Consider the following 25,824-nt stretch of genomic DNA (forward strand, 5'->3'; position numbering starts at 1 on the left):
CGGCAAGCCGCCCGGGTTCCGTCCATGGCGCGAAATAAATTTCCACTGGGCCACTGAACGAGTTCTGGGATGCCAGCGTCTACGAGGGTGAATGTTTCGTCGGCCGCTGGCGGACGAAACAAAACCGGCCCGCGATGAAACCATTTTCCATCCTGGCGAAGACGCCAGGAAACGTGCGGCCGGTAGACATTGGACAACGAAACGACGGGCCCGGGGGGCTCGTTCATATGGGGACCGTCATGATCAAGGCACTTTCCGCTATCACCGTTGCCGCGTTCATTGCCGCCGCGCTGACCGTTCTGCCGGGCTTTGCGCCGCAGGTCGAAGCCTCCACCCCGCAGCCGCTGGCCAAGGCGGACCGTCTCGACATCCATCCGGTCGGCAAGGACTGCTCGCAGCAGGCCTGGCCGAATTTCGAAGCGTCCTGCCTGCGCAGTGCCGGCAACAAGACGGTGGTCCGCGAGGCCCGCCTCGTCACCGCCGACCGCACCCCGTAGAAGAAATTTCCAGACGAGATGGATACCGGTTCGCGCACCGACAGCGCGCCCAAGCAATTGTTCAGCCTCGCGTAAGGTCAGGCTGTCACGCAAATCCCATGGTAATTTGCGACGACCCGTCGCAGACTATCGTCTAACGCGCCCGACCGGATGATCCGGCGGGCGCAAGCCATCGGGGGATTGCCGTGACCAGTACGCCCGCCATCGTTTCTTCTGGCCATCCTCCAAGCAGTCCGATCCCGGTTGCCGTCACATTGGGTGCCTTGGGTGTCGTCTATGGCGACATCGGCACCAGCCCGCTCTACGCCCTCAAGGAAGCCGCCAAGGCCGCCGCCCATGGCGGTCCACTCACCCACAGCGCAGTGCTCGGCGTGGTCTCGCTGATCCTGTGGGCGCTGATCCTCATCATTTCCGTCAAATACGCCATGCTGATCCTGCGCGCGGACAACCGCGGCGAAGGCGGCATCGTCGCGCTGCTGGCGCTGCTCTCGGCGCGCAACGCGGCTCCCGGCACCTGGCGCGCCCATCTTCTGGTGGTCGGCCTCATCGGCGCCGCCCTGCTCTATGGCGACGGCGCGATCACGCCGGCGATCTCGGTGCTGTCGGCGATCGAAGGCCTCAAGGTCGACGCGCCCTCGCTGACGCCGATTGTGGTGCCGCTCACCGTCGTGATCCTGATCGGCCTGTTCTTCATGCAGAAGCAGGGCACGGGTTTCATCGGCAAGATCTTCGGCCCGGTGATGCTGTTCTGGTTCGCCGTGCTCGCGGCGCTCGGTGTTCACGGCATCGTCAAGGCGCCCGGCGTGCTGGTTGCGCTGAGCCCGTTCTATGCATTCGATTTCCTGATCCACCAGGATTTTCACGTCAGCTTCGCGATCCTCGGCGCCGCATTCCTTGCCGTCACCGGCGGTGAGGCGATGTATGCCGACATGGGGCATTTCGGCCGCTTTCCGATCCGCCTCGCCTGGTTCGCGGTCTGCCTGCCCGCGCTGGTGCTGAATTATTTCGGCCAGGCCGGCGAACTGATCAACGACCCGAATTCGATCGACAACCCGTTCTTCCAGCTTGCCCCGGACTGGGCGCATTACCCGCTCGTGTTGCTCGCGACCGTCGCCACCGTGATCGCCTCGCAGGCGATCATCTCCGGCGTGTTCTCGCTGACCCAGCAGTCGATCCAGCTCGGCTTCCTGCCGCGCATGCACATCCAGCACACCACGAGCGATGCGATCGGGCAGATCTACGTGCCGCTGGTGAACTGGCTGCTTGCCGCGGGAACGCTCGGCGCGGTGCTGGCCTTCGGCACCTCGGACGCACTGGCAGGCGCCTACGGCATTGCGGTGTCGCTGTTGATGGCGATCACCACGCTGCTCGCGGCGCTGGTCGCGATCCAGTGGGGCTATTCGCCGATCCTGGTGATCGCGGTGAACGGCTTCTTCTTCATCATCGACGCGATCTTCTTTGCGGCAAACACCGAGAAACTGTTTGAAGGCGGCTGGTTCCCGCTGCTGCTCGCCGCTGCGGTGGCGTTCCTGATGATGACCTGGCGCGGCGGCGTGAAGCTGGTCGAGAAGGCGCGCAGCAAACTGCGCCAGCCCGAAGAGGATCTGATCGAGACCGCGGTCAACAAATGCAGCGCCCGCCTGCCCGGCACCGCCGTGTTCCTGGCCTCGGCGCCCAACGGCGTGCCGCTCGCGCTGACGCAATTCGTCAAGCACAACCACGTGCTGCACGAGCGCGTGCTGCTGGTCACCGTGCAGATCGAGGAGCGGCCGAGGATTCCCGACGAGGAACGCGCCGACGTGAACGAGATCAGCCCGGGCATCACGAGGATACTCCTGCACTACGGCTTCATGCAGTACCCGACGATCTATGAGGGGCTGCAGCTCGCCTGCCGGCAGGGCAAGCTGCCCGGCATCGATCTCTCCGACGTGACCTATTACATCGGCCGCGAGACCATCATCCCGCGCGAGGACGTTCCGGGCATGTGGGTGTGGCGGGAATCGCTGTTCGCCTTCCTGCAACGCAACGCCGAGCGATCGGCCGCCTTCTTCGGCGTGCCGACCGGCCAGGTCGTCGAGTTCGGCACCGAGATCGAGATTTAGGACCGGACGTGCAGCTGTTGTGGCTAGCCTTTTTCTAATGCTCAATCTAAGGGCCACGTAACCCAGAAGAAGCGCGCTCAACCTGGGCCACAAGTGGCTTTACGGGGGCGTCCCACGATCCGCCGCTTCAGCCCAAACGCTGGCGCGCTGGTGCTATTGAGCCTGACTCTTTTCGATGACCTCGATCGTCTTGGCTTCACACAGACATGGAGCCAACAGATGAGCCTCGAGAAGAAAGTCGCCGTCGTCACCGGTGGGAGCCGCGGTCTCGGCCTGGGCCTGGTTGAAGCGCTTGTTGCCGAGGGCGCAGACGTCACGGTCGTTGCACGTGGAACGGACTCGCTCAAGGCCGTCCGCGACCGGCTTGGCGTCGCGACGATCCCGGCTGACGTGACCGATCGCGCCGCCGCCAATCGCATCCTCTCCGACATCAAGCCGGATATTCTGGCGCTCAACGCGGGCGTCACGCCGCCGATGGGCCGACTGGATCAATTGAGCTGGGAGGATTTTTCGGCCGCCTGGGAAACCGACGTCAAAGCGGGCCTGTTCTGGCTTCAGGCAGCCCTCAATCTCCCCATGAAGCCGGGCAGCACCGTTCTCGTGGGATCGAGCGGCGCCGCCGTGACCGGATCGCAGATGTCGGGCGGTTACGGCGGCTCCAAGCGAATGCTATGGTTCATGACCAAATATGCCAACGGTGTTTCGCAGGAGTTGAATCTCGGTATCCGCTTTCGGGCCATCGTGCCGCGACAGATGATCCTGGGGACCGGCATCGGAGATGCCGCTGCCGGTGCCTATGCGGGTTCGATGGGGATCACGCCCGAACAGTTCGTCGCGCGCTTCGGCGCACTCATGCCTCCGCGGAAATTCGGTGATCTGGTGATCTCGATCTTGAAGGACCCGCAACACGCCGACGGCATCGTATTCGGACTCAACGGCGATGCCGGCGTGACCGTCATGGAGGGAGCGGCAGCTTGACCGGCGGCGAAGACCATTCGAGCACCAATCGGTGGGCCGCGCTTCTCGCACTCGCCGAGGAATTGCGGCCCGAGCTTCACCGCTATTGTTCGCGTCTGGTGGGCTCGGTGATCGAGGGCGAGGATGTCGTCCAGGACACCTTCGCCAAGGCCCTCGTCGCCCTGGAAGCAATGGCCGAATTGCCGCAACTTCGCGCGTGGCTGTTCCGTATCGCTCATAACCGTGCCCTGGATGTCTTGCGCAGCAAGGCCATCCGCGCGGCCGAGCCGATCGAGGCGGCGTACGCTGTTGTCGACGGAGCAAGCCCTGATCCCGTGGAGCAGTTGATGCATCAGGAAGCGGTGCGGACAGCGGTATCGCGCTTTGCGGAGCTGCCGATTCTGCAACGTAGCGTGATCATCCTGAAGGATGTCCTCGACGAGCCACTCACCGACATCGCCGCACTGCTCGGCCTCAGCGTCGATGCCGTGAAGGCGCATCTTGCGCGGGGGCGTGCGCGCCTTCGCGAGATCAACGCGACGGCATCCCCGCCGCCGGACGTCAGATCGCCCTCCGCAGCGGTCATGCGGTATGTCACCCTGTTCAACCAGAAGGATTGGGACGGGTTGCGCGCGATGCTGGCGGATGACGTGAGGCTCAATCAATCGGCTCACGCCGTCCGGACAGGACGGGCAGACGTCGGGATGTTCTTCAGCATCTACGGAAAAATGGACCGGGTACGGCTGGCGCCCGCCTGGTTGGAGGGCCGGGAAGTCATCGCTGTGTTCGAGGGCGATATGGAAGCCAGGCCGAGCTACTTCATGTGGCTCGAGTGGCGCGGCGACGAAATTACATTCATCCGCGACTACAGATACGTCCGCTACATCATGGCGGACGCGGAGCTCACAGTCTCAACCGACAGCGGAACGCAATCGTGACGAACGGCACGGTGCAGCCAACTGGAAAGGCGGCATAAGCCTTTTCGTAGCCCGGATGCAGCGAAGCGTAATCCGGGATGGTAGTGCCGGATCGAGAGCCCCCCGGATTTCGCTGCGCTTCATCCGGGCTACGGGAATACGGCGGCGCTAGCCGCCGTTGCCGTTCTCGCCGTTTTCCTCTTCCGGAATGTGCTCGACCGAGACCACGTGCTCGTCCTCGGCGGTGTCGAACACGATCACGCCTTGGGTCGAGCGGCCGGCGACGCGGATGTCGGCGACCGGGCAGCGGATCAGCTGGCCCTTGTCGGTGACCAGCATGATCTGGTCGGCGTCCTCGACCGGGAACGACGCCACCAGATTGCCGTTGCGGTTGTTGACGCTCATCGCGACGATGCCCTTCCCGCCGCGGCCGGTGGTGCGGTACTCGTAGGACGAGGTCCGCTTGCCGTAGCCGTTGACGGAGACGGTCAGCACCACCTGCTCGGCGGCCGAGAGCTCGGCATAGCGCTCCTGCGACAGCTGGATCGCATCGTTCGCCGTCTCCTCGCCCTCGGTCTCGACCGGCTCCTCGGTCGTGGCCTCGCCGGCCACCGCGCGGCGCATCTTCAGGTAAGCCGAGCGCTCGTCCGAGGTGGTCTCGACATGGCGCAGGATCGCCAGCGAGATCAGCCGGTCGGCCTCGGCCAGCGCGATGCCGCGCACGCCCATCGAGGTGCGGCCGGTGAAGACGCGGACATCGGGGACCGGGAAGCGGATGCACTGCCCGCCGGCGGCGGTCAGCAGCACGTCGTCACGTTCGGTGCAGATCTGCACGTCGACGATCGCCTCGCCCTCCCCGAGCTTCATCGCGATGATGCCGGAACGGCGGACGTCGACGAAGTCGGACAGCTTGTTGCGGCGAACGGTGCCGCTGGTGGTCGCGAACATCACGTCGAGATTGGCCCAGGAGGATTCATCCTCCGGCAGCGGCATGATCGTGGTGATGCGCTCGCCCTGCTCCAGCGGCAGGATGTTGATCAGCGCCTTGCCGCGCGCGTTGGGAGCCGCCATCGGCAGCCGCCAGACCTTCTCCTTGTAGACCTGGCCGCGCGACGAGAAGAACAGCACCGGCGTGTGGGTGGACGCGACGAACAGGCGCGAGACGAAATCCTCGTCGCGGGTCTGCATGCCGGCGCGGCCCTTGCCGCCGCGGCGTTGCGCCCGGTAGGTCGACAGCGGCACGCGCTTGACGTAGCCGGCATGCGAGACGGTGACCACCATGTCCTCGCGCTGGATCAGGTCCTCGTCCTCGACCTCGCCTTCCTGCTCGATGATCTGGGTCTTGCGCGGCGTCGCAAACTGCTGCTTCACCTCGGCCAGCTCGGTCTTGACGATGCCCTGCACGCGCGCGCGCGAGCGCAGGATGTCGAGATAGTCGGCGATCTCGGCCGCGAGCTTGTCGAGCTCTTCGGAAATCTCGTCCCGCCCGAGCGCGGTCAAGCGCTGCAGCCGCAGATCGAGGATCGCCCTCGCCTGCTCGAGCGACAGGCGGATGGTGCCGTCGTCGTTGATCCGGTGCCGGGGATCGTCGATCAGCGTGATCATCGCCTCGACGTCCCGCGCCGGCCAGTCGCGCGACATCAGGGTGTCGCGCGCGGTGTTCGGATCGGGCGAGGTCCGGATCACCCGGATCATCTCGTCGATATTGGCAACCGCGATGGCAAGGCCGACCAGGATATGGGCGCGGTCGCGCGCCTTGCCGAGCAGGAACTTGGTCCGGCGGGTCACCACCTGTTCGCGGAACGCGACGAAGATGCTGAGCAGATCCTTCAGGGTCATCGTCTGCGGACGACCGGAATCCAGCGCCAGCATGTTGGCGGGGAAGTTGGTCTGCAGCGGCGTGAACCGATAGAGCTGGTTGAGCACGACGTCAGGCACCGCCTCGCGCTTCAGCTCGATGACGACGCGATAGCCGTCGCGGTCGGACTCGTCGCGGAGGTCGCCGATGCCCTCGATCTTCTTCTCCTTCACGAGGTCGGCAATGCGCTCGACCATCGTGGCCTTGTTCACCTGGTAGGGAATCTCGGTGATGATGATCGCTTCGCGGTCCTTGCGGATGGTGTCGATCGTCACCTTGCCGCGCATCACGATCGAGCCGCGGCCGAGATGATAGGCGGAGCGGATGCCCTGGCGGCCGAGGATGATTCCGCCGGTCGGGAAATCCGGCCCCGGAATGATGTCGATCAGTTCGTCGATCGTGAGCGCCGGATTGTCGATCAGCGCCACGCAGGCGTCGACCACCTCGCCGAGATTATGCGGCGGGATGTTGGTCGCCATGCCGACGGCGATGCCGCCGGCACCATTGACCAGCAGGTTCGGGAACCGGGCCGGCAGGACCGACGGCTCCTGCTCGGAATTGTCGTAGTTCGGCTGGAAATCGACAGTTTCCATGTCGATGTCGGCCAGGACGGCGAGCGCCGCCTTGGTCAGCCGCGCTTCGGTATATCGGTAGGCCGCCGGCGGATCGCCGTCGATCGAGCCGAAATTGCCCTGGCCGTCGATCAGCGGCACGCGCAGCGAGAAGTCCTGCGCCATGCGGACCATCGCGTCGTAAATCGACTGGTCGCCGTGCGGATGGTATTTACCGATCACGTCACCGACGACGCGCGCGGATTTGACGTATTTCTTGTCCGGCGTGTGCCCCTGCTCATGCATCGAATACAGGATGCGCCGGTGCACCGGCTTGAGCCCGTCGCGCGCATCGGGCAGCGCACGCGACACGATCACGCTCATCGCGTAATCGAGGTAGGACTTCTTCATCTCGTCGAGAATGGAAACGGGACGAATATCTGAGGGCGCCGGCGGCTCGCCGGGCTTGTCATCTTCGTTATCGGACAAAGGGGAAATCCGGTCAGTTTTACTGGGGAATCATATAGCCCATCGGGGGCCTGATAACCACCCCTGAGCGGCTCCGGCAAGCCGTTTTTCCCTTCGTTTTTTCATACACTTACCAGCAGCTTTGCGGGCTTGCCGCGATCCTGCTTTGCGCCGCGATCGCAAGCCGGCGGGGACCCGATGGAACCGGCCCCGCGACGCCCTAATCGCCCAACCACTGGCCGAAAATCACGGCGTGCATGATCCGCCCGGGCATCAAGGTGAACAGCCCGGCAATGACCAGCGCGCCGAAGAAAATGCCGATCATCGTGAACTTGTGGCTGCGGACATTGTGGCTCCGCGCAGCCATCACGCCGAGCACCAGCATCACCAGCGAGAAGATCGACAGCAGGTGGATCGGGCTCCAAGGGCCGAGCAGCCGGATCTGATGGATCCAGAACGAGCTCCCGGCGACCACCAGCATCAGGATCACCCAGATCCAGCCCAGCGTCCGGTGCGGCAGCGTGCCCTTGGGTGCGGCGAGCTGGATGGAGCCGAGCACGAAGGCGGCCATCGCGGCGAAGGCATGGAGCGGGATCGCAGGCGCAGCGTCGAGCAATGGCGCGAGGCTCATGGTGGCGGCCCTTGAATTGAACTGGCGGCCAGACATCACCCGCCGCAGGTCGATGTAAATATCATTCACATCGACCTGTGTCAAAGTCAGGGGAACTCGCCCTCGCCGCCTCCAGTACAGCAACATTCAACAAGTGGTTATGAAGTTATCCTCATAATCCACACGAGGAAATTGCCATCGCGGATCGCAACGTCTCCCTAGCGAATGATCTTCACGTTGTCCGGAAAGCGCTTCCATCGTACGTGTTCCGGGAGCTTCAACTACGGACACTCAACCTTCGATAGACAATGACCAACGTCCTATTCGTCTGCAGCGCAAATCGTTTGCGCAGTCCTACGGCGGAGCAGGTCTTTTCGAAATGGCCGGGCATCGAGACGGACTCGGCAGGCCTCTCGGCCGGCGCGAGCGTGCTGCTGTCCTCCGAGCAGATCGAATGGGCCGACATCATTTTTGTGATGGAGAAGAGCCATCGCAACAAACTGACGAGCCGGTTTCGGCCTTATCTCAAGAACAAGCGCGTGATCTGTCTCGACATTCCCGACGACTACGAATTCATGGATCCGGTCCTGGTCCGGATCCTCGAGAACCGCGTCGGCCGCTTTCTTGCTCAGAGCGCGCCGATCGTAAGAGACGAGCCCGGCGAGCCGGCCTCGTAAGATCGACGTTCTGGAAGCCTCGTCAGAACGGGATATCGTCGTCCATGTCGCTGTTGCGGCTGCCGCCGCCGGCGGCCACCGCGCGCCGCGGCGCCGAGCTGACCGGACCGGACGAGCCGAAATCGCTGCCGCCGTCATCGGAGAAGCTGCCGCCTCCACCACCGCGCCCGTCGAGCATCGTCAGGTTGGAGTTGAAGCCCTGCAGCACCACCTCGGTCGAGTACTTCTCGACGCCGGACTGGTCGGTCCATTTGCGGGTCTGCAGCTGACCCTCGATGTACACCTTGGCGCCCTTCTTCAGGTACTGCTCGGCGACCTTGCAGAGGCCCTCGTTGAAGATCACGACGCGGTGCCACTCGGTCTTTTCCTTGCGCTCGCCAGTGCCCTTGTCGCGCCAGGTTTCCGAGGTGGCGATCGACAGGTTTGCGATCGGACGGCCGTCCTGAGTCCGCCGGATCTCCGGATCCTTGCCGAGGTTTCCAACCAGGATCACCTTGTTCACGCTTCCTGCCATCGCATCATCTCCACTCAAAACCGGGCGTCCGGACATCGGCCGCCGCTCTCAACCTTCGCCACTTACTTTGCAGGCGTCGTGGATGACCCTATACGCCGGCGCCGGCCCGCCGCCTTTGCCCGTGCGCGGTTATCCACGGTATTCGAGATATAACACCGCAGCGGACAATGTTCCAGTTTTGTTCGCCACAACCAACCGTAGAGGCGATGGATGGCGATGGAACCGCAGCCGATTTCGGTCCCGGCCACCCGTCGGCCCGATCATTCGCTGAAAATGCAAGCTAAATCAATCGCTTGTATCGGCCTCACTTCTTCCCCAAGTGTGGCTTTTGGGAGACGGCGTTTCCGGTTGAATCAGCGTATAGCTACCACCCATGACGCGGGCGCTCGCGTCTGAGATCGCGCTTCGGGACAATATTGGAAGCCGATCGGGGAGCTGGGAGATTGATGATGAAGAAGTTTTTGCTCGGTACGGTTGCCCTGATTGCGTTCGCCGCGCCTGCCGCGGCCGCCGACCTCGCGGCGCGCCCCTACACCAAGGCGCCGCCGATGATCGCCGCCGTCTATGACTGGAGCGGCTTCTACATCGGCGCCAACGGCGGCTGGGGCTCGAGCCACAATTGCTGGGACCAGGTCCCGGGTGGCGTGTTCATCGGATCGGACGGTTGCCATGACGCAACCGGCGGCGTCGCCGGTGGCCAGATCGGCTATCGCTGGCAGGCTGGCGCATGGGTGTTCGGCCTCGAGGCGCAGGGCGACTGGGCTGACCTGAAGGGCAGCAACAACAGCGCGATCTTCCCGGGCCTCTTCACCAACCAGAGCAAGATCGACGCGTTCGGCCTGTTCACCGGTCAGGTCGGCTACGCCATCAACAACGTGCTGCTCTACGCCAAGGGCGGTGCGGCGCTGACCGATAACCGTTTCAACACCTACTTCACGCCGACCGGCGTGCTCGCCGGCAGCGCCAGCGACACCCGCTGGGGCGGCACCATCGGCGCCGGCATCGAAGTCGGCTTCGCGCCGAACTGGACCGCTGGTGTCGAGTACGACCACCTGTTCATGCAGGACAAGACCTACAACCTCACCACCCCCGCCGGCGCGCTGTTCAGCAGCATCCGCGACCGCCAGGACGTCGACGTCGTCACCGTCCGCGTGAACTACAAGTGGGGCGGCCCGGTGGTCGCGCGCTACTGATCGCGCGATCCGGTTTGATCCAGACCAAAGGCCGGCTTCGCGCCGGCCTTTTTGTTTGTGGGGTCGGCCGTGAGGGGTGGTGCCGCGGTTGGCGACATCCTGCGTCGCTACAATGCCAGGCTCGTACCTTCCCCTGCCGCGGCCAGCGACACGCGCTGGGACTGCACCGTCGGCGTCGAAGACATATCCGCAGCGAAATACCGAGGCGGCCTCAGCTCACGCATTGCTTCGCATCGAAATATCGGAGCCGGACTCGCGCCGGCTGTTTCGCTGCGCAAACACGCCACAGCGGGGCCGTTTTCCGTGCATTGTGGTTTCCCGGGTACACAACTTCCAGCATTTCTCTGTAGAAGCACGCGTACGTCACGCAACACTGCCGCGACGCTCCCTTCAAATGCGTGAAGGGACAACAAGAAAATGGGACTGGGACTTTGAAAATCAGGAATGTTCTGCTGGCCTCGGCCGGCATGTTTGCCCTCAGCGCAATTGCACCGGCAATGGCCGCCGATCTCTCCGCACGCGGCCCCTACGTCAAGGCTCCGCCGCCGGCCGCGATCTACAACTGGACCGGCTTCTACATCGGTGGCTTCGGCGGCTACGCCAGCGAGGATTCCGGCAATCCGAAGATGGAAGGCGGCTTCGCCGGCGGCACCGTCGGCTACAACTGGCAGACCGGCAACATCGTGTACGGCATCGAGGCCGACGGCGGCTGGGCTGACGTCAACGCCTCCGCCAGCGCGTTCGGCATCACCGCAACGAGCAAGATCGACGCGCTCGGCACCGCGCGCGGCCGCATCGGCTTCGCGGTCGACAAGGTGCTGTTTTACGGCACCGGCGGCTATGCCTGGGTCGACAATAAGCTCACCCTCAGCGCGGGCGGCGTGAGCGCCTCGCAGAGCAACTTCCACTCGGGCTGGACCGTCGGCGCCGGCATCGAGGCGTTCATCGCGCCGCAGTGGTCGATCAAGGGCGAATACCTGTATCGCAGCCTCGGCGGCGAGACCTATTTCGGCGTGCCGTCGGCCGACATCAACCTGCACAGCGTCCAGTTCGGCGTGAACTATCACTTCGGCGGCCCGATCGTCGCCAAGTACTGAGAAGACAGACCCCAAGGTCTCGGAAAGGCCGGCCTCGCGCCGGCCTTTTTGCGTCAAAGCGTTTTCGAGCGAAGCCTGTCCCGGACTTGATCCGGGATGGATCCCGGTTCGCGCCAGGAAAACGCGTCAAAACAGAAATCTGGAACCTGCCCTGCTGACGGCTGCTGCCATCAGGCAAACTATCCGTTGATGGACGCTATTCTGCACTGGAAATTGTCGGCCGTTCTTCCTACGTTCCAGTCCTCACACCCCATCGGCGCAAGCTCCCGGCATCACCGGCGATGCGCGCCCAAAAGGCGCCCAAGCATGCGCCCGGAACTGTCGCAATGGATGAAGTGCTCAAGGCGAAGCGCCAACAGAACGCCGGCTCCTCATCGCGCGCCATCACGATCCGTGGCGCGCGCGAACATAATCTGAAGAACATCGACGTCGAGATTCCGCGCGACAAGCTCGTGGTGTTCACCGGCCTGTCCGGCTCCGGCAAGTCGTCGCTCGCATTCGACACGATCTATGCCGAAGGCCAGCGCCGCTACGTCGAGTCGCTGTCGGCCTATGCGCGGCAATTTTTGGAGATGATGCAGAAGCCGGACGTCGACCAGATCGACGGCCTGTCGCCGGCGATCTCGATCGAGCAGAAGACCACCTCGAAGAATCCGCGCTCCACCGTCGGCACTGTCACCGAGATCTACGACTACATGCGCCTGTTGTGGGCGCGCGTCGGCGTGCCCTATTCGCCCGCCACGGGCCTGCCGATCGAGAGCCAGATCGTCTCGCAGATGGTCGACCGCGTGCTGGCGCTGCCGGAAGGCACCCGCCTCTATCTGCTGGCGCCGGTCGTGCGCGGCCGCAAGGGCGAGTACAAGAAGGAGCTCGCCGAATATCTCAAGAAGGGCTTTCAGCGCGTCAAGATCGACGGCACCTTCTATGAATTGTCGGAGGCGCCCGCACTCGACAAGAAATTCCCGCACGACATCGACGTCGTGGTCGACCGCATCGTGGTGCGTCCCGACCTCGCCCAGCGCCTCGCCGAAAGTTTCGAGACCGCGCTGAAGCTCGCCGAAGGCCTCGCCGTGATCGAATACGCCGACGCGCCGGCGGCGGCTGCAACCGAGGACAAGAAGAAGACGGCAAAGATCCACGACAAGAGCGGCCCCGAGCGGATCCTGTTCTCGGAGAAGTTCGCCTGCCCGGTCTCCGGCTTCACCATCCCCGAGATCGAGCCCAGACTCTTTTCCTTCAACAACCCCTATGGTGCCTGCCCGGCCTGCGGCGGCCTCGGCGTCGAGCAGCATATCGACGAGGACCTCGTCATCCCCGACAAGGAGCTGACCCTGCGCAAGGGCGCGATCGCGCCCTGGGCGAAATCGTCCTCGCCCTATTACATCCAGACCCTGACCGCGCTCGGCAAGCACTACAAGTTCACGCTCGACACCAAGTGGAAGGACCTGACCAAGAAGGTGCAGGCCGCGTTGCTGCACGGCTCCGGCGACGACGAGATCAAGTTCTCCTATGAGGACGGCGTCCGCTCCTACGACACCAAGAAGCCGTTCGAGGGCGTCGTCACCAACATCAACCGCCGCTACCGCGAGACCGAGAGCGAGTGGGCGCGCGAGGAACTCGGCAAGTATTTCTCCGACGTGCCCTGCGCCGGCTGCCACGGCTACCGGCTGAAGCCCGAGGCGCTGTGCGTCAAGATCGGCGGCAAGCATATCGGCGAGATCTCGGAGCTCTCGGTGAAGCGCGCCGGCGAATGGTTCGAGACGGTGCCGGAGGCGCTGAACGCGCAGCAGAACGAGATCGCGACGCGCATCCTCAAGGAGATCCGCGAGCGCCTGACCTTCCTGCTCGACGTCGGCCTGAATTACCTGACGCTGTCGCGCTCCTCCGGCACACTGTCCGGCGGCGAGAGCCAGCGCATCCGCCTGGCCTCGCAGATCGGCTCAGGGCTGACCGGCGTGCTCTACGTGCTGGACGAGCCGTCGATCGGCCTGCACCAGCGCGACAATGCCCGGTTGCTGGACACCCTCAAGCGGCTGCGCGACCTCGGCAACACCGTGGTCGTGGTCGAGCATGACGAGGATGCGATCCGCCTCGCCGACTACGTGCTCGACATCGGGCCCGGCGCCGGCATGCATGGCGGCCACATCGTCGCCGAAGGCACGCCCGACCAGATCATGCGCAACCCGAAATCGCTGACCGGCAAGTACCTCACCGGCGAGCTTTCGGTCCCCGTGCCCGACCGGCGGCCGCCGAACCATCGCCGCACCATCAAGGTCGTCAACGCCCGCGGCAACAATCTGAAGAACGTCTCGGCCGAGATTCCGCTCGGTCTGTTCACCTGCGTCACCGGCGTCTCCGGCGGCGGCAAGTCGACCTTGCTGATCGACACGCTCTACAAATCGATCGCGCGCAAGCTCAACAACGCCAGCGAAGGCGCGGCGCCGCACGACCGCATCGAGGGCCTCGAGCACATCGACAAGATCATCGACATCGACCAGTCGCCGATCGGCCGCACGCCGCGCTCCAACCCCGCGACCTACACCGGCGCCTTCACGCCGATCCGCGAATGGTTCGCCGGGCTGCCGGAGGCGAAGGCGCGCGGCTACGAGCCCGGGCGCTTCTCCTTCAACGTCAAGGGCGGCCGCTGCGAGGCCTGCCAGGGCGACGGCGTCATCAAGATCGAGATGCACTTCCTGCCCGACGTCTACGTCACCTGCGACACCTGCAAGGGCAAGCGCTACAACCGCGAGACGCTGGAGGTGCTGTTCAAGGGCAAGAGCATCGCCGACGTGCTCGACATGACCGTCGAGGAAGCCGCCGAGTTCTTCAAAGCGGTGCCGCGCGTGCGCGAGACGTTCCAGACCCTGCACCGCGTCGGCCTCGACTACATCCATGTCGGCCAGCAGGCCACCACGCTGTCCGGCGGCGAAGCCCAGCGCGTCAAACTGGCAAAGGAATTGTCAAAGCGCGCCACCGGCCGCACGCTCTACATCCTGGACGAGCCGACCACCGGCCTGCACTTCCACGACGTCGCAAAGCTGCTCGAGGTGCTGCACGAGCTGGTCGCCCAGGGCAACACGGTTGTCGTGATCGAGCACAACCTCGAAGTCATCAAGACCGCCGACTGGGTGATCGACCTCGGCCCCGAAGGCGGCGACGGCGGCGGCGAGATCGTCGCCTGGGGCCCGCCGGAGGATATCGTCAAGGCGCCGAGGAGCTACACCGGCAAGTTCCTGGCGCCGGTGCTGAAGAAGGCGAACAGCAAGCCGAGGAAGAGCAGCAGCGCGAGCGAGGCGGCGGAGTGACTTTGGGCTAGGTGAGCGAACTCAAACATGTCTCGCGTTCGAAGATGACGGCATGTGCGTGATGCGCTGGGTGCTTCGAGCAGGCGAAGCCCATAGAAAGTGAACCGAATAGCAGAAGCTACGATACGGGACCATCGATAGAACGCGGTGCTCGGCGCCTCATGTGACTTTGATCGCGCGTATGACGCCAGCGCTTAGTCACTCTTTGAAGGTTGACGAGGCTCAGGATCCTTCCACGGCTCCGTAGGTTGGATTGTCGGCTCGATGCGCCTGTTGGGAAGGTCGTAATCAGGACGATGTTCGGGCGTTCTCCAGTTGGGCGACGGGGGTTGCTCTTGGGGCTTTGGGTGCGATGGCTGTGCTGATGCGGAAATCATGGCTTCAGACTCCTGCTTCCTCGGTTTGTTCAATCTGATCGACCTCACTTTGGCCTCTAAGCGCTTGGAAGAGTCGGCATCCAAAGCGAGGTTACGGGGACTTCCCTGTTCACCTCATCTTCAAGACGTTTGACGAGCGCTATATTTGGTTTCCGATCGTCATCAACGGCCAAATCGACAAGCTGGGAACGGATTTGCTTGAAAGCCTGGACGTGTGCATCCGTGAGTCCGCCCTCGTGCAACTCCTGCTCCAAGACTCGGAATGTCTCAAAGATTCTCGAATAAGCCGTCGATAGTTTGCTGTATCGTTCGATCTGTTTGGGCAGATCGATAATCGGCTTGAGGGTCGAAAGAATTATCGACGCCCCCGAGATAATTCCCCAGGCAACTACGCCCGCACCGTTCTTCCAAATCGCGAAACCTGCAATGCCGGTGCCGCTAGTGGCACCGAAAGCAATCACTATCTCCAGCCAGCGATTGATCGTTTGATACCGATCTAGTCGGCACCCATAATACTTCTTGTTCAGCAGTGCTGTCCGGAACTCTCGATGAATGTTTTTCAGTTGTGCAACGGTAGTGTTGCTGTCCGCGCCAACCATCGATCTACCTCAATAAAACAACATCTTTAAGTACAATTTATAGTTTATCGTAAAATCAACTTGATTTCAACCGACCTCCCATCAAATCCATTCACAAACAAGTAGCACGTAGTTCGCATGGGCGAGGCGACATGCGGCGTTTGTCGGCCGAACACGCTCACTCCTCCCGCATGTTGCATTGCTCACGCAGGCTGCAACACCGTCCCCTCAGTCTCCCCGGTACGTGGCGATCTGCCAGACGTTTGCCCAGGAATCCCGGACCATCGCGCGTCTGTCGCCATAAGGCGTATCCGCGGGTGCCTCGATCGGCCCAGCGCCGGCCGCGATCGCGCGCCGATAGGTCTCATCCGCGTTCCGAACGTAGACGTAGGATGGGTAGAGCGAAGCGAAACCCATCAATTCATCCCGCGGCCCGAATGATGGGTATCGCTTCGCTCCACCCATCCTACGGACTGCTGCGGTAGGTAGCGATCTGCCAGACGTTTGCCCAGGAATCTCGGACCATCGCCCGTCGGTCGCCATAGGGCGTATCCGCAGGAGTTTCGATCGATTCAGCGCCTGCCGCGATCGCCCGCCGGTAGGTTTCGTCCGTGTTCTGAACATAGACGTAGAGGAAGGCCGGCATCGCCTCACGGATTCCTCCGCCGTCGCTGATCAGGATGATCGAGTCTCCGATGCGAATCTCCGTTGGCGCACCGGTCCGGACTTCGCCTTCAGCTCCGAAGACGTCCCTCAAGAATGCGGTCAAGCCGGCGATATCGCGCGTGACAATTCTCGGGATGACGGAAGGCCAGCCGGCGGGTTTGTATTGGGTCATGCGTTTAACTTTGACGACGATGCGTCGCTCATCAAGACTACCACGATAGCAAGCGTAGGGCGGATTAGCGACTTGTCCGCCGTAGGTCGACGAGCGAAGGCGGAAGCGTAATCCGCCGCCTTTGCGCCAAACTCGGCGGGTTACGCCGGAGCCTGTCATCGGGCCGCGCTTCGCGCGGACCCGTTGGGCTAACCCGCCCTACCTGCTACACCGCCCAATAATTCGGGTGCGTATACGACTGCGAGCGGTCGCCCCAGTCGAATTCGTCGCCGTCGAATTCGGACGGCCCGGCGCGCAGATCCTCCAGCGTCACTTCGGCCTCGAAGGCCTGCCGCGCGGGATCGAAGTGCAGTGCGGTCCATCTGACGGGATAGTGGTGGTGGGTGCTCAGCACGCCGCCGGTCTTGATGATGGCGTAGGCCACCGTGCCGCTCACCTTGTCGAGCATCAGCCGCTCGACCGACCCGAGCTTGGTGCCGTCGCGCCCGAAGACGCAGACGTGCTCGACCCGGTCACTGGGCACCAAGGTATGATGCATGGCATCCTCCCGTGTTTCCTCGCATTTGCCCGATAATATATGCCTGCCGCGCTGGTGAGCCAATGGGTCGCAGCTTGGCGACAGGCCGCAGGAGCGATCGGCTATCGCGCGGCGGCGGACGCTTGCACAGTTTCGGAATAATAGAAATGTATCGCTGATTTGCCCGACGTGTCAAGTCGCGTTTCCGAATGTGGCGACAGCCTGCTCCTTTGCATGGGGTTGTTTTCGATATTTTGGGACACCCCACGCACCTTCCGCCTACTCCGTCCGTCTCAGGAACGCCCCGAACGCGCGCGGCCCGTCGCCGACCTTCACCTCGCCTGTGATTTTCAGCTCGGCGGCGTCGATTACGCTCAGCGTGTTGCTCTCCCAGTTGGCGACCACGATGCGCTTGCCGTCGGCGGTCGCCTCGATGCCCTCGGGGTAATCGCCGACACTGATCCGCTTCACGGGTTGCAGCGTCGCGAGGTCGAACACGCTGACCTTGCCGTCATACTGGTCGGTGACGAAGCAGCGGCCCTGCGCCAGCGCCACGGCATAGGGGCGCAGCCCGACATGGACGCGGCCGATCTCGCGGGCGGTTGCGATATCGATCACGGAGACGTCGTTGGAGCCGACATTGGCGGTGTAGGCGCGCTTGCCGTCGGCATCGATGGTGACGCCGAACGGACGCGTCCCGACCTTGACGATCCCTCGCCGCTCATGCGCGGCAAGGTCCGTGATCGAGACGCTGTCGTCGTCGCGGTCCGCCGAGAGCAGCAGCCGCCCGTCCGGCGTCAGCGCAAGCCCTGACGGCGATGCGCCGACCGAAAGACTGCCGACGACCCGCAGCTCTTTCGCGTCGATCACCCGCACCGCGGCGGCGTACCAGTCGGCGACATAGACCGTCGCGCCGTCGGGTGCCACCGCGATGCCGAGCGGCCCGCCGCCGACGTCGATCCGGCCGACCACCTTGCGCGCCGACGCATCGACCACCGTGACCGCCTTGGCATCCGGGCTCGTCACATAGGCGAAGCGGCCGTCATGGCTGACGGCGACGCCCGCGGGCTTGCCGCCGATCGCAATCGTCGCGACCGGCTTTGCGGTCGCGAGATCGACCACCGTGAGATCGTCGCTGAGCTGGTTGGTGACGAAGGCCTCCTCGGCCCGCGCACCGCCGAGGCCGGCGAGCAGCGCCAGCAGCGCGACCGCGCGCCGCATGGTTAGCTTCCGCTCTCGATCTTCTTCTTCAGCGCTTCCAGGCCGGCCTTGTAGAGCCCGCTCACCGCCTTCAGTGCGGCCTCGTCGCTCAGCTCCGGCGGCGGGTCGTTGTTCGGAAAGCCGCGGTAGAACGCGCCGGCCCATTCCAGCTTCGACTTGCCGCCGGGCGCCGGCGACACCGACAGCGTCGAGGAATAATTGGTGACCGGCAGCACCTTCACGTCGACCGCGGTGATCCGGTACGAATAGCTCATCATCTCGGGCTCGTATTTGTAGAGCTCCTCGTCGACGGTCGCGCCGGGCGCCAGCGTCAGCCGCCTTGTGGCGCCGATCTCGTTGCCCTTCTCGCCTTCGGTCTTGCTGACGCCGGCGAGCCAGCTCATGTCCTGGAAATTGCCGATCACCGCCCACACCTTGGCCTGCGGCGCGTCGATCTCGATGGATTCCCGCACCTTCTGCCGGGTCGGCCCATGCGCCCATGCGGCCCCCAACACAGCCAGCGCCGCCACCACGACGCCAGCCCTCGCGATCATCAGCCTCATCCTTGTCTCCTCGCTTTTCGGTCACCACGCCAGGCGCGTGCCGAAGCTTATGTGTCGGCATTCTGGACCAGATGGAAAGCGGCTTCTTGCACCAGAGCGAAGTCAGAACTTCGCCGTGGGACAAACCTCTCCGGCGCCCTTACTCCTCGATCACCGCCTCGACGAACCCCTTCGGGTCGTCGCAAAACTCCCGCATGACCTTGAAGTGATCGGTATCCTTCAGGCTCACCGGATCGAGGCCGTACTTCGTCAGCCGCAGCAGCGTGGCGTCCGGATAGGCCATCAGGACAGGCGAATGCGTCGCCATGATCACCTGGCAGTGGCCCGTCCCGTTCATCCGGTGCAGCAGCTTGAGGAATTCGATCTGCCGCGACGGCGACAGCGCCGATTCCGGCTCGTCGAAGATGAAGATGCCCTGCCGCTGGCAGCGCTCCTCGAAGAAACGCAGGAAGCCCTCGCCGTGGGAATGCGACAGGAAGTCCGGCGGCGGCCCGCCGGCGTCCCGTGCTGCCTCGTCCAGATACCTTGCGACCGAAAAGAAGCTCTCGGCGCGGAAGAACCAGCCGTTGGTGATCCTGGGCAGCCAGCTCGCGCGCAGCGCCGACGCCAGCGAGCCGCCCATTATCTCCAGCGCACGGCCATGGTCGACCGGCCGATAACCCTTGCCGCCGCCGGCATCGTCATAGCCGGCCATCACGGCGATGCCCTCCAGCAGCGTCGACTTGCCGGTGCCGTTCTCGCCGACGATGATGGTGATCGCCTTGTCGAAGCTGAGCTCGAATTCGTCGCGCAGCAGCGGCAGCACGAATGGGTAAGCCTCGCGGTTGGGAATGCGCGTTGGATCGAGCCAGACCCGCCGAAGATACGGCGCGGGCATGTTGATCGGGCGGTTTCGTCTGGCCATGTGCGCGGATCCGGGGAAACAACGGCGGGGCGCCCAGTTTATGATAGGAGCCCACGGCAATCCTAGATGGTTCGATGTCTCAATGCCCAGCAAGGCCTACGCTCTCTTCCGCAAGGCGATCCTCACCGAACAGCAGGCAGTCTGCGTCTATGACGGCCGGCCGCGCGAGCTGTGCCCGCACATCATCGGCCACAACAAGAGCGGCGAAGAGGTCGTGCTGGCCTGGCAGTTCGCCGGCGAGAGCTCCGGCAAGCTGCCGCAATGGCGCTGCCTGCGGCTCGCTCAGGTCAGCGACATCGGCCTGCGCAAGGGTCCCTGGTACGAGGGCGGCTCGCATCGCTCCGAACAGACCTGCGTGAGCGCGATCGACCTCGACATCAACATCCATGTGCGCAAGCGGCGGTGAGCGGCCCATACCTCTGATTTGCCCGACGGCGCGAGGCCCAACATCACAAGGCGGCAACATACTCGGTGTCGTCCTCGCGAAAGCGGGGACCCATAACCACAAATGCTGGTCGTTTCACGACGCTGGAACGACGAGTCCCGATCACGACATCCGCCGCGGAGTATGGGTCCCTGCTTTCGCAGGGACGACAACCGGAGAGAGCCGGGCTCTACGGCCGTTCCGCCTCCTCCAGCACCTCCAGCACCAGCTCCATCGTCATCAGCACCGGATTGTCGCCGCGCACCAGCCGTCCCTCGGCGATGCCGCCGAGATAGTCGACCAGCGCGATGTCGAGCTCGGCGTGCAGCAGGCCATCTTCGTCGGCCGCGATCTGCCCGGCGGTCACCGCAAGTTCGGTCGCGAACGGCACCACGCTGTGGCCGTCGGTGAAGACGGCGCCGATGGTCGAACCAACGCCGCCGCGCAGCCGCGCGCGCAGGATGCCGTGGTGGCGGCAGAAGCCTTCCAGCGCGCAGGCAAAATCCTGGTTCGGGCGCAGCCGCAACGCGAAAGCATGGCTGCTGGTCTTCGCACCAACAGGCGCGCGGACGACGGGACCGAACAGCTTGAAATTGGTCTCGCTGTCGGGCTCGGCCAGGAACGTCGCGCCATCGATCCCGAACGCGCTGACCTCGAACGGCTCGGCGACGATGGTCTCGTCCGGCAGCATGTGTCCGCCGTTGAAGCGGCCGTCGGCCTCGGTCCACAAGCCGTGGCAATGAAAGAACGGCGCGCCGTCGCGTTCACCGAAGGTCAGCGCCGCGAGCTTGAGCCGCGTCACGCCATCGGGGCGGAACGTATCGCTGTAGAACGCGGCGTTGACGCCGTCCTTCGACAGCGCCGGCATCACGTAGGCGAACGGCCCGAGCGCGCCACCTGTCGCGCTCAACACGCCGCCGGAAAAGCCTTCCGCCGCAAAGCCGCGGCGCACCGCTTCGAGCAAGGGAATGCCGGCCTCGAGCATGAAGGAAAAGGCGCGGCCGCGCGCGGCGACCCACTGGATGCGCTCGGAAAGCGGAGCGCCAGGCTGGGCGATGCTGCGCATCGCCCTACGCGTCCGTCGGTTTGGCGATCACCTCGAGCAGGCCGCGCGCCTCGAGCTCGTCGCGGATCAGCCGCTTCGGCACCTTGCCGTAGCCGGACTTCGGCAGCGCTTCCCAGAAGAAGAAGCGCTTCGGCATTTTGTAGCGCGGCACCTTCGGCGCGAGATACGCCGCAAGCTCTGCCTCGGCGACCGCATCGACGCCCTCGCGCGCGACGCAGACGGCGACACCGACCTCGCCCCAGAACGGATCGGGCACCCCGAGCACCGCGACCTCGCCGACCGCGGGATGCGTCAACAGCTTCTCCTCGATCTCGCGCGGATAGATGTTGGAGCCGCCGGAGATGTACATATCGGAAGCGCGGCCCGTGATGTAGACGAAGCCCTCCTCATCCATGTGGCCGAGGTCGCCGGTCCGGAACCAGCCGTCGCGGAACGCCTTCGCATTGGCTTCGGGATTGTCGTAATAGCCGGCGAACACGCCGGGCCCGATCACGCAGATCTCGCCGGTCTCGTGCGCTTTCAGCTCGCGGCCATCGTCGCCCTGGATCGAGACCTGCATGCCGGTGCGTTCGAAGCCGCAGGTGCCGATCCGCGCATGCGGGCCGTCCTCGGGATCGTGCAGCCCGGGCGGCAGCACGGTGATGTTGCCGGTGACCTCGCCGAGGCCGAAATACTGCACCAGCACGCCGCCGAGTTTTGCCAAGGCCGCTTTCTGGTCCTCGCGATACATCGGCGCGCCAGCATAGATGATGTAGCGCAGCGAGGAATGGTCGTGCTGGTCGGCGGCGGGATGCTCGACCAACATCTTCAGGATGGTCGGTACCGTGAACATGTTGCTGACGCGGTGCTTGGCGATCAGCCGGAAGGCTTCGGCGATATCGAACTTCTCCGACGGCAGCAGGATGGTCGGCACGCCGCGCGCGGTCTGGACCAATTGATGCACGCCGGCGCCATGCGACAGCGGCGCCACCACCAGCGAGGCGTCGTCCTCGGTGGTTCCGGGCATCAGGTCGGCGAGATGGTTGGTGATCACGAAGGCCATCTGGCCGTGGGTCAGCACCGCCGCCTTGGAGCGGCCTGTGGTGCCGGAGGTGAAGAAGAACCAGCAGGGATCGTCGTAGTCGACGGCAACGTTCTCGACCGCCGCGCTCGCATGCCTGGCGATGACGTCACCGACGGTCGCCTCGCCGAACGTACCTTGCTCGCCGATCCGCCAGACGAATTCCAGCGCCGGATTGGCGGCCGCCTTGGCGTGCTCGGGGAAGTCGGCGTGGCACAGAAACGCCTTGGCGCCGGAGGCCGCCGCCAGATAGGCCACCTCGTCCGGCATCAGGCGGAAATTGGTCGGCACCCAGACCGCCCCGAGCCGGAACGCCGCGAACATCGACCAGAACATCTCGTCGCAGTTCTTGGAATGCACCAGGATGCGATCGCCCTTGCCGATGCCGCGCGCGGCGAGCGCCGCCGCCAGCGCCGAGACGTTCTGGTCGATATGGCGCCACGACCAGGCCTTCTCGTTCCAGATGAAGCCGGGACGGTCGCCATGGCGGCGGGCGTTCTGGGTCAGGATGTGGGCGAGGTTCATCACCCGGCGCGACACCCGCGCGATCCCGCCGCGCGGCGCGGCCCCAGCCGTCCCGCTCATTGCCGCCCCGCCGATACGCACAACAGACAGGGCATGGTCAGGACGGTCATCGGGTGTTTCCTTGGTCAGAACCGGGCGTCTTCAAGCGCCGCAAGGGGTTGGTACCACCCGGTTTATCGCCAAGCAGCGCGCCTCGGCAAGGCCCGCCGGGCGCGGCGCAATGATACCGCGCCGGCGGCGGCCAGCCCGACGATGCTGGGGCCGACAATACCTGACCGGGACCGCTACTGCGGATACTTGGCCAGGTCCTGCTCGCTCAGGTTCCAGTCCTGCCAGAGCTGCAATGCCCCGATCAGCGCGACCAGCGCGCCGAGCAGAATGTGCCAGAGCTGCAGCGTCTGCTCTTCCGAATAGCCGAAGATGCTGGGCGACGCCATCAGCCAGAGGCCGAGCAGAATGCTCGCCACCTCCTCCCAGCGATGCAGCGCGACATATTCGAGCTGGGCGAGGCCCAGCACCAGCATGCCGACCACGAAGCTGTTGAGCACCAGGTGGCTGCGCTCGACATCGACGATGTCGCTGACCTGCATCGGAAACCAGGGCGAGACCATGATCAGCACGCCAAGCAGCATGCCGAGCCAGTCCTCCCAGGGGCGGTGTGTGCCGAAGAAACGATTGTCCGACATGACGAACCTCCTTGCGACAAGGGGCATACGTCAGCGGCCGGCCTCACCACTCCGTACCAGACGACCATCGAGCCGCATCACGGGCGTATGTCTCGGCTCAAGCCTAATCGAATTGCACCGGCCCGCAAGGCCCGATCGGCATGTGTGCAACGCGGCAGGACCGACGGCTGCGGGCGATGTGCGTTACCGTGCCCCGTCGAGCCGCGCCAGCGCTTCCTTGGCGGTCTTCAGATCGGGCTGCATCTCCAGCGCCTTGCGGAAATCGGCCGCCGCGCCCTTCTTGTCGCCGAGCCGCAGCTTGGCCTGGCCACGGTTGTTCCAGGAATAGACGTCGGCGGGATCGTATTGCAGCGCCTTGTCGTAATCGGCGATCCCGCCCTTGATGTCGTTCTGAAAGAGCCGGATCAGGCCACGGTTGCGCCAGCCGCGCGCGTCGGTCGGCGCGAGCTTCGCGGCCTCGCCGTAATCGGCGGCGGCGCGGTCGAGCTGCTCGGCATCGCGGTAGACATTGCCGCGGTTGATATAGGCCAGCACGTTGGGATCGAGCTTGATCTCGGTGGTGAAGTCGGCGATCGCATGCGCCGCGTCGTGCTTGCGGTAGTAGACGAAGCCGCGATTGCCATAGGCCGTGGAGAGCTGCGGACCGTACTTGATGGCGAGGTTGAGATCGGCCAGCGCGCGGTCGAGATCGCCCTTGTTGAGCCAGGCATCGCCGCGATTGTTGTAGGCCATCGCAAAACCCGGGTCGATCCGGATCGCCTCGTCGTAGTCGGCGATGGCATGATCGAGATCCTGCTTGAAGGCGTAGACGCGGCCACGGTTGGTGTAGGCGCAGGCAAACGCAGGATCGAGCTTGATCGCTTCGTTGAGGTCGGCGAGTGCGGCATCGAGTTCGCGCTTCTCGGTCAGTCCATGGCCGCGGTTGCAATAGGCCCCGGCCAGATGCCTGCCGGTCTGGGTCTTGCCGTCGATGACGGCCGTGCAGGCAGTCACGCGGTCGCCCGGGGCTGTCGCAGAGCCGATGCAGGTCTGCCAGCTCGGATCATCGGCTGCCGCCGCTTGCGGGGGATTTGGCAGCGTCAGGGCGGCGCCGAGCAATGCGGCGGTCAGGCAGGCCAAAATGCGCATATCGTCAATCCACAAATGCCAATATGCGGGTTGGTCGCGGCTTTGCACCGGCGGGTTCACGCGCTTAGATCAAGGCCAGTGAATCAAGTCAGGATCTTGCGATGGCTGCCGTCCGCGACAACAGGGACCAGAACCGCTTCGAGCTCGACACCGAGGGCGGTCTCGCTTTTGCGAATTACCGGCGGACGCCGGCGGCCGTGATCATCACCCATACCGAGACACCGCGCGCCCTGCGCGGCCGCGGCATCGCGTCGGAGCTGGTCAAGGGCGCGCTGGAGCTGATCCGCGCCGACGGCCGCAAGGTGATCGCCGGCTGCGGCTTCGTGGTGGACTACCTCAACAAGCATCCGGAATATGCGGACATTGCCGGCTAGCGCCGCTTTGGTCAGACGATCTTGATCGACATGTCGGGCAAGCCTTCGAGCTTGCAGAGCAGCACGTCACCCTTGACGACCGGGCCGACATTCTCCGGCGTTCCGGAATAGATGATGTCGCCGGCCTTCAGCTCGAAGGCCTCGGAGAGCTTTGCGATCTGCTCGGCGACGCTCCAGATCATGTTCTTCAGATCCGAGCTCTGCCGCACCGTGCCGTTGACCGCGAGCGAGATCGCGCCTTGCGTGAAATGGCCGGTCTTGTCAGCCGGATGGATCGGCCCGAGCACCGCCGCATGGTCAAAGCTCTTGCCGATCTCCCACGGCTTCTTCTCCGCGGCCATGCCGTTCTGCAGATCGCGCCGCGTCATGTCGAGGCCGAGCGCGTAGCCATAGACGTGATCGAGCGCCTTGTCGGCGGGGATGTTGCTGCCGCCGGACTTCAGCGCCGCGACCAGTTCGACCTCGTGGTGATAGTTCTTGGTCAGCGACGGATAAGGATGATCGGCGACGGTGCCGACCGCGACATTCTGGATCGCATCGGTCGGCTTCTGGAAGAAGAACGGCGGCTCGCGCGTCGGATCGGAGCCACGCTCGATCGCGTGCGCGGCGTAGTTGCGTCCGATGCAGTAGATGCGGCGGACCAGGAACACCTCGGTGACGCCGACGATCGGGATCGTCACGGCCGGTACCGGAAACAGCGCCTTCGGCGCGGTCTCGGCATGGGCCGGCGCGGATTGCGTCGCGGCACCGGCCAGTGCGAGGGCACCGGTCGCAAGCATCGTCCGGCGATCGAGATCAGTCATGCGCGTTCTCCTCCTTGTTTGCCGATCTATAGATG

Annotated in this window: 24 protein-coding genes; 10 read left to right on the forward strand and 14 right to left on the reverse strand. The window is 64.2% G+C overall.

What is annotated here, in order from left to right; all coding sequences use genetic code 11:
* Positions 1-239: 239 nt before the first annotated feature.
* The 4 genes from FBZ93_RS00330 to FBZ93_RS00345 all read left to right on the forward strand — a co-directional run bounded on the left by FBZ93_RS00330 (position 240) and on the right by FBZ93_RS00345 (position 4,494).
* On the forward strand, positions 240-497 hold the full coding sequence (locus tag FBZ93_RS00330; protein ID WP_074127804.1) for a hypothetical protein: 258 nt from the start codon (positions 240-242) through the stop codon (positions 495-497).
* Between the two features lie 203 nt (positions 498-700).
* Positions 701-2,599, forward strand: a complete 1,899-nt coding sequence (locus FBZ93_RS00335; RefSeq protein ID WP_167528914.1) for a KUP/HAK/KT family potassium transporter — start codon at positions 701-703, stop codon at positions 2,597-2,599.
* A gap of 219 nt (positions 2,600-2,818) precedes the next feature.
* Positions 2,819-3,577, forward strand: a complete 759-nt coding sequence (locus FBZ93_RS00340; RefSeq protein ID WP_146984001.1) for an SDR family oxidoreductase — start codon at positions 2,819-2,821, stop codon at positions 3,575-3,577.
* Positions 3,574-4,494 (forward strand): sigma-70 family RNA polymerase sigma factor, encoded by a 921-nt coding sequence (locus FBZ93_RS00345; protein ID WP_146984002.1) that lies wholly within the window; start codon positions 3,574-3,576, stop codon positions 4,492-4,494. The genes FBZ93_RS00340 and FBZ93_RS00345 overlap by 4 nt, the downstream gene beginning before the upstream one ends.
* Before the next feature lie 147 nt (positions 4,495-4,641).
* On the opposite strand, the gene gyrA is transcribed toward FBZ93_RS00345, so the two are convergent.
* Both gyrA and FBZ93_RS00355 read right to left on the reverse strand, forming a co-directional pair.
* Complete coding sequence (gene gyrA, locus FBZ93_RS00350) at positions 4,642-7,371, reverse strand: DNA gyrase subunit A (RefSeq protein WP_146984004.1); 2,730 nt, start codon at positions 7,369-7,371, stop codon at positions 4,642-4,644.
* A gap of 199 nt (positions 7,372-7,570) precedes the next feature.
* Complete coding sequence (locus tag FBZ93_RS00355) at positions 7,571-7,981, reverse strand: DUF2306 domain-containing protein (protein WP_146984687.1); 411 nt, start codon at positions 7,979-7,981, stop codon at positions 7,571-7,573.
* Between the two features lie 287 nt (positions 7,982-8,268).
* Here FBZ93_RS00355 and FBZ93_RS00360 point away from each other — a divergent pair, with 287 nt between their 5' ends.
* Positions 8,269-8,637: a low molecular weight protein tyrosine phosphatase family protein gene (locus FBZ93_RS00360; protein WP_146984005.1), complete on the forward strand. Its 369-nt coding sequence runs from the start codon at positions 8,269-8,271 to the stop codon at positions 8,635-8,637.
* A 22-nt stretch (positions 8,638-8,659) separates the two neighbouring features.
* On the opposite strand, the gene FBZ93_RS00365 is transcribed toward FBZ93_RS00360, so the two are convergent.
* A complete protein-coding gene (locus tag FBZ93_RS00365; protein WP_021081257.1) occupies positions 8,660-9,151 on the reverse strand; it encodes a single-stranded DNA-binding protein in 492 nt (163 codons plus the stop codon).
* A 449-nt stretch (positions 9,152-9,600) separates the two neighbouring features.
* On the opposite strand from FBZ93_RS00365, the gene FBZ93_RS00370 reads away from it, so the two are divergent.
* From FBZ93_RS00370 to uvrA, 3 genes are all read left to right on the forward strand, one after another.
* Positions 9,601-10,344, forward strand: a complete 744-nt coding sequence (locus tag FBZ93_RS00370; protein WP_146984006.1) for an outer membrane protein — start codon at positions 9,601-9,603, stop codon at positions 10,342-10,344.
* 437 nt (positions 10,345-10,781) lie between these two features.
* A complete protein-coding gene (locus tag FBZ93_RS00375) occupies positions 10,782-11,441 on the forward strand; it encodes an outer membrane protein (RefSeq protein WP_146984688.1) in 660 nt (219 codons plus the stop codon).
* Between the two features lie 326 nt (positions 11,442-11,767).
* A complete protein-coding gene (gene uvrA / locus FBZ93_RS00380) occupies positions 11,768-14,746 on the forward strand; it encodes an excinuclease ABC subunit UvrA (protein ID WP_146984008.1) in 2,979 nt (992 codons plus the stop codon).
* Positions 14,747-15,179: 433 nt separating this feature from the next.
* Here the strand turns inward: uvrA and FBZ93_RS00385 are convergent, their stop codons facing one another.
* The 6 genes from FBZ93_RS00385 to FBZ93_RS00415 form a co-directional block, all read right to left on the reverse strand.
* Positions 15,180-15,722 carry a hypothetical protein gene (locus FBZ93_RS00385; RefSeq protein ID WP_146984009.1) on the reverse strand — a complete coding sequence of 181 codons (543 nt, stop codon included), beginning with the start codon at positions 15,720-15,722 and terminating at the stop codon, positions 15,180-15,182.
* 445 nt (positions 15,723-16,167) lie between these two features.
* The gene (locus FBZ93_RS00395; protein WP_208763941.1) at positions 16,168-16,698 is read right to left on the reverse strand and encodes a VOC family protein; all 531 of its coding nucleotides are present in this window, start codon (positions 16,696-16,698) and stop codon (positions 16,168-16,170) included.
* A 46-nt stretch (positions 16,699-16,744) separates the two neighbouring features.
* The gene (locus FBZ93_RS00400) at positions 16,745-17,077 is read right to left on the reverse strand and encodes a PRC-barrel domain-containing protein (RefSeq protein WP_146984012.1); all 333 of its coding nucleotides are present in this window, start codon (positions 17,075-17,077) and stop codon (positions 16,745-16,747) included.
* A 258-nt stretch (positions 17,078-17,335) separates the two neighbouring features.
* Positions 17,336-18,277, reverse strand: a complete 942-nt coding sequence (locus tag FBZ93_RS41685; RefSeq protein ID WP_146984013.1) for a cytochrome D1 domain-containing protein — start codon at positions 18,275-18,277, stop codon at positions 17,336-17,338.
* A gap of 2 nt (positions 18,278-18,279) precedes the next feature.
* Entirely contained in the window at positions 18,280-18,819 is a 540-nt protein-coding gene (locus FBZ93_RS00410) for an SRPBCC family protein (RefSeq protein WP_146984014.1), read from the reverse strand.
* Positions 18,820-18,958: 139 nt separating this feature from the next.
* Positions 18,959-19,723: an AAA family ATPase gene (locus FBZ93_RS00415; protein ID WP_146984016.1), complete on the reverse strand. Its 765-nt coding sequence runs from the start codon at positions 19,721-19,723 to the stop codon at positions 18,959-18,961.
* 82 nt (positions 19,724-19,805) lie between these two features.
* Between FBZ93_RS00415 and FBZ93_RS00420 the strand changes: the two genes are divergently transcribed.
* A complete protein-coding gene (locus FBZ93_RS00420; protein WP_146984017.1) occupies positions 19,806-20,129 on the forward strand; it encodes a hypothetical protein in 324 nt (107 codons plus the stop codon).
* A 208-nt stretch (positions 20,130-20,337) separates the two neighbouring features.
* On the opposite strand, the gene FBZ93_RS00425 is transcribed toward FBZ93_RS00420, so the two are convergent.
* The 4 genes from FBZ93_RS00425 to FBZ93_RS00440 all read right to left on the reverse strand — a co-directional run bounded on the left by FBZ93_RS00425 (position 20,338) and on the right by FBZ93_RS00440 (position 24,612).
* Positions 20,338-21,213, reverse strand: a complete 876-nt coding sequence (locus tag FBZ93_RS00425) for a PCC domain-containing protein (protein WP_146984018.1) — start codon at positions 21,211-21,213, stop codon at positions 20,338-20,340.
* A gap of 4 nt (positions 21,214-21,217) precedes the next feature.
* Positions 21,218-22,858 carry an acyl-CoA synthetase gene (locus FBZ93_RS00430; RefSeq protein WP_167528858.1) on the reverse strand — a complete coding sequence of 547 codons (1,641 nt, stop codon included), beginning with the start codon at positions 22,856-22,858 and terminating at the stop codon, positions 21,218-21,220.
* A gap of 224 nt (positions 22,859-23,082) precedes the next feature.
* A complete protein-coding gene (locus tag FBZ93_RS00435; protein WP_146984020.1) occupies positions 23,083-23,484 on the reverse strand; it encodes an SPW repeat protein in 402 nt (133 codons plus the stop codon).
* 183 nt (positions 23,485-23,667) lie between these two features.
* Entirely contained in the window at positions 23,668-24,612 is a 945-nt protein-coding gene (locus tag FBZ93_RS00440) for a tetratricopeptide repeat protein (RefSeq protein ID WP_146984021.1), read from the reverse strand.
* 101 nt (positions 24,613-24,713) lie between these two features.
* Here FBZ93_RS00440 and FBZ93_RS00445 point away from each other — a divergent pair, with 101 nt between their 5' ends.
* Complete coding sequence (locus tag FBZ93_RS00445; protein ID WP_146984023.1) at positions 24,714-24,986, forward strand: GNAT family N-acetyltransferase; 273 nt, start codon at positions 24,714-24,716, stop codon at positions 24,984-24,986.
* An 11-nt stretch (positions 24,987-24,997) separates the two neighbouring features.
* On the opposite strand, the gene FBZ93_RS00450 is transcribed toward FBZ93_RS00445, so the two are convergent.
* Complete coding sequence (locus FBZ93_RS00450; protein WP_146984024.1) at positions 24,998-25,789, reverse strand: fumarylacetoacetate hydrolase family protein; 792 nt, start codon at positions 25,787-25,789, stop codon at positions 24,998-25,000.
* Positions 25,790-25,824 lie beyond the last annotated feature (35 nt).

Origin of the sequence: Bradyrhizobium macuxiense, assembly GCF_007993935.1 — a bacterium.
GTDB lineage: Bacteria > Pseudomonadota > Alphaproteobacteria > Rhizobiales > Xanthobacteraceae > Bradyrhizobium > Bradyrhizobium macuxiense_A.

Excerpts from the sequence above, each read along its gene's own strand:
- FBZ93_RS00415 (WP_146984016.1), bottom strand. The coding sequence starts at position 19,723 with ATGGCCAGACGAAACCGCCCGATCAACATGCCCGCGCCGTATCTTCGG.
- FBZ93_RS00450 (WP_146984024.1), bottom strand. The coding sequence starts at position 25,789 with ATGACTGATCTCGATCGCCGGACGATGCTTGCGACCGGTGCCCTCGCA.
- FBZ93_RS00410 (WP_146984014.1), bottom strand. The coding sequence starts at position 18,819 with ATGAGGCTGATGATCGCGAGGGCTGGCGTCGTGGTGGCGGCGCTGGCT.
- FBZ93_RS00440 (WP_146984021.1), bottom strand. The coding sequence starts at position 24,612 with ATGCGCATTTTGGCCTGCCTGACCGCCGCATTGCTCGGCGCCGCCCTG.
- FBZ93_RS41685 (WP_146984013.1), bottom strand. The coding sequence starts at position 18,277 with ATGCGGCGCGCGGTCGCGCTGCTGGCGCTGCTCGCCGGCCTCGGCGGT.
- FBZ93_RS00400 (WP_146984012.1), bottom strand. The coding sequence starts at position 17,077 with ATGCATCATACCTTGGTGCCCAGTGACCGGGTCGAGCACGTCTGCGTC.
- FBZ93_RS00425 (WP_146984018.1), bottom strand. The coding sequence starts at position 21,213 with ATGCGCAGCATCGCCCAGCCTGGCGCTCCGCTTTCCGAGCGCATCCAG.
- FBZ93_RS00330 (WP_074127804.1), top strand. The coding sequence starts at position 240 with ATGATCAAGGCACTTTCCGCTATCACCGTTGCCGCGTTCATTGCCGCC.
- FBZ93_RS00430 (WP_167528858.1), bottom strand. The coding sequence starts at position 22,858 with ATGAGCGGGACGGCTGGGGCCGCGCCGCGCGGCGGGATCGCGCGGGTG.
- FBZ93_RS00340 (WP_146984001.1), top strand. The coding sequence starts at position 2,819 with ATGAGCCTCGAGAAGAAAGTCGCCGTCGTCACCGGTGGGAGCCGCGGT.
- FBZ93_RS00420 (WP_146984017.1), top strand. The coding sequence starts at position 19,806 with ATGCCCAGCAAGGCCTACGCTCTCTTCCGCAAGGCGATCCTCACCGAA.
- FBZ93_RS00365 (WP_021081257.1), bottom strand. The coding sequence starts at position 9,151 with ATGGCAGGAAGCGTGAACAAGGTGATCCTGGTTGGAAACCTCGGCAAG.
- FBZ93_RS00385 (WP_146984009.1), bottom strand. The coding sequence starts at position 15,722 with ATGGTTGGCGCGGACAGCAACACTACCGTTGCACAACTGAAAAACATT.
- FBZ93_RS00395 (WP_208763941.1), bottom strand. The coding sequence starts at position 16,698 with ATGACAGGCTCCGGCGTAACCCGCCGAGTTTGGCGCAAAGGCGGCGGA.
- FBZ93_RS00370 (WP_146984006.1), top strand. The coding sequence starts at position 9,601 with ATGAAGAAGTTTTTGCTCGGTACGGTTGCCCTGATTGCGTTCGCCGCG.
- FBZ93_RS00435 (WP_146984020.1), bottom strand. The coding sequence starts at position 23,484 with ATGTCGGACAATCGTTTCTTCGGCACACACCGCCCCTGGGAGGACTGG.
- FBZ93_RS00360 (WP_146984005.1), top strand. The coding sequence starts at position 8,269 with ATGACCAACGTCCTATTCGTCTGCAGCGCAAATCGTTTGCGCAGTCCT.
- FBZ93_RS00355 (WP_146984687.1), bottom strand. The coding sequence starts at position 7,981 with ATGAGCCTCGCGCCATTGCTCGACGCTGCGCCTGCGATCCCGCTCCAT.
- uvrA (WP_146984008.1), top strand. The coding sequence starts at position 11,768 with ATGGATGAAGTGCTCAAGGCGAAGCGCCAACAGAACGCCGGCTCCTCA.
- FBZ93_RS00445 (WP_146984023.1), top strand. The coding sequence starts at position 24,714 with ATGGCTGCCGTCCGCGACAACAGGGACCAGAACCGCTTCGAGCTCGAC.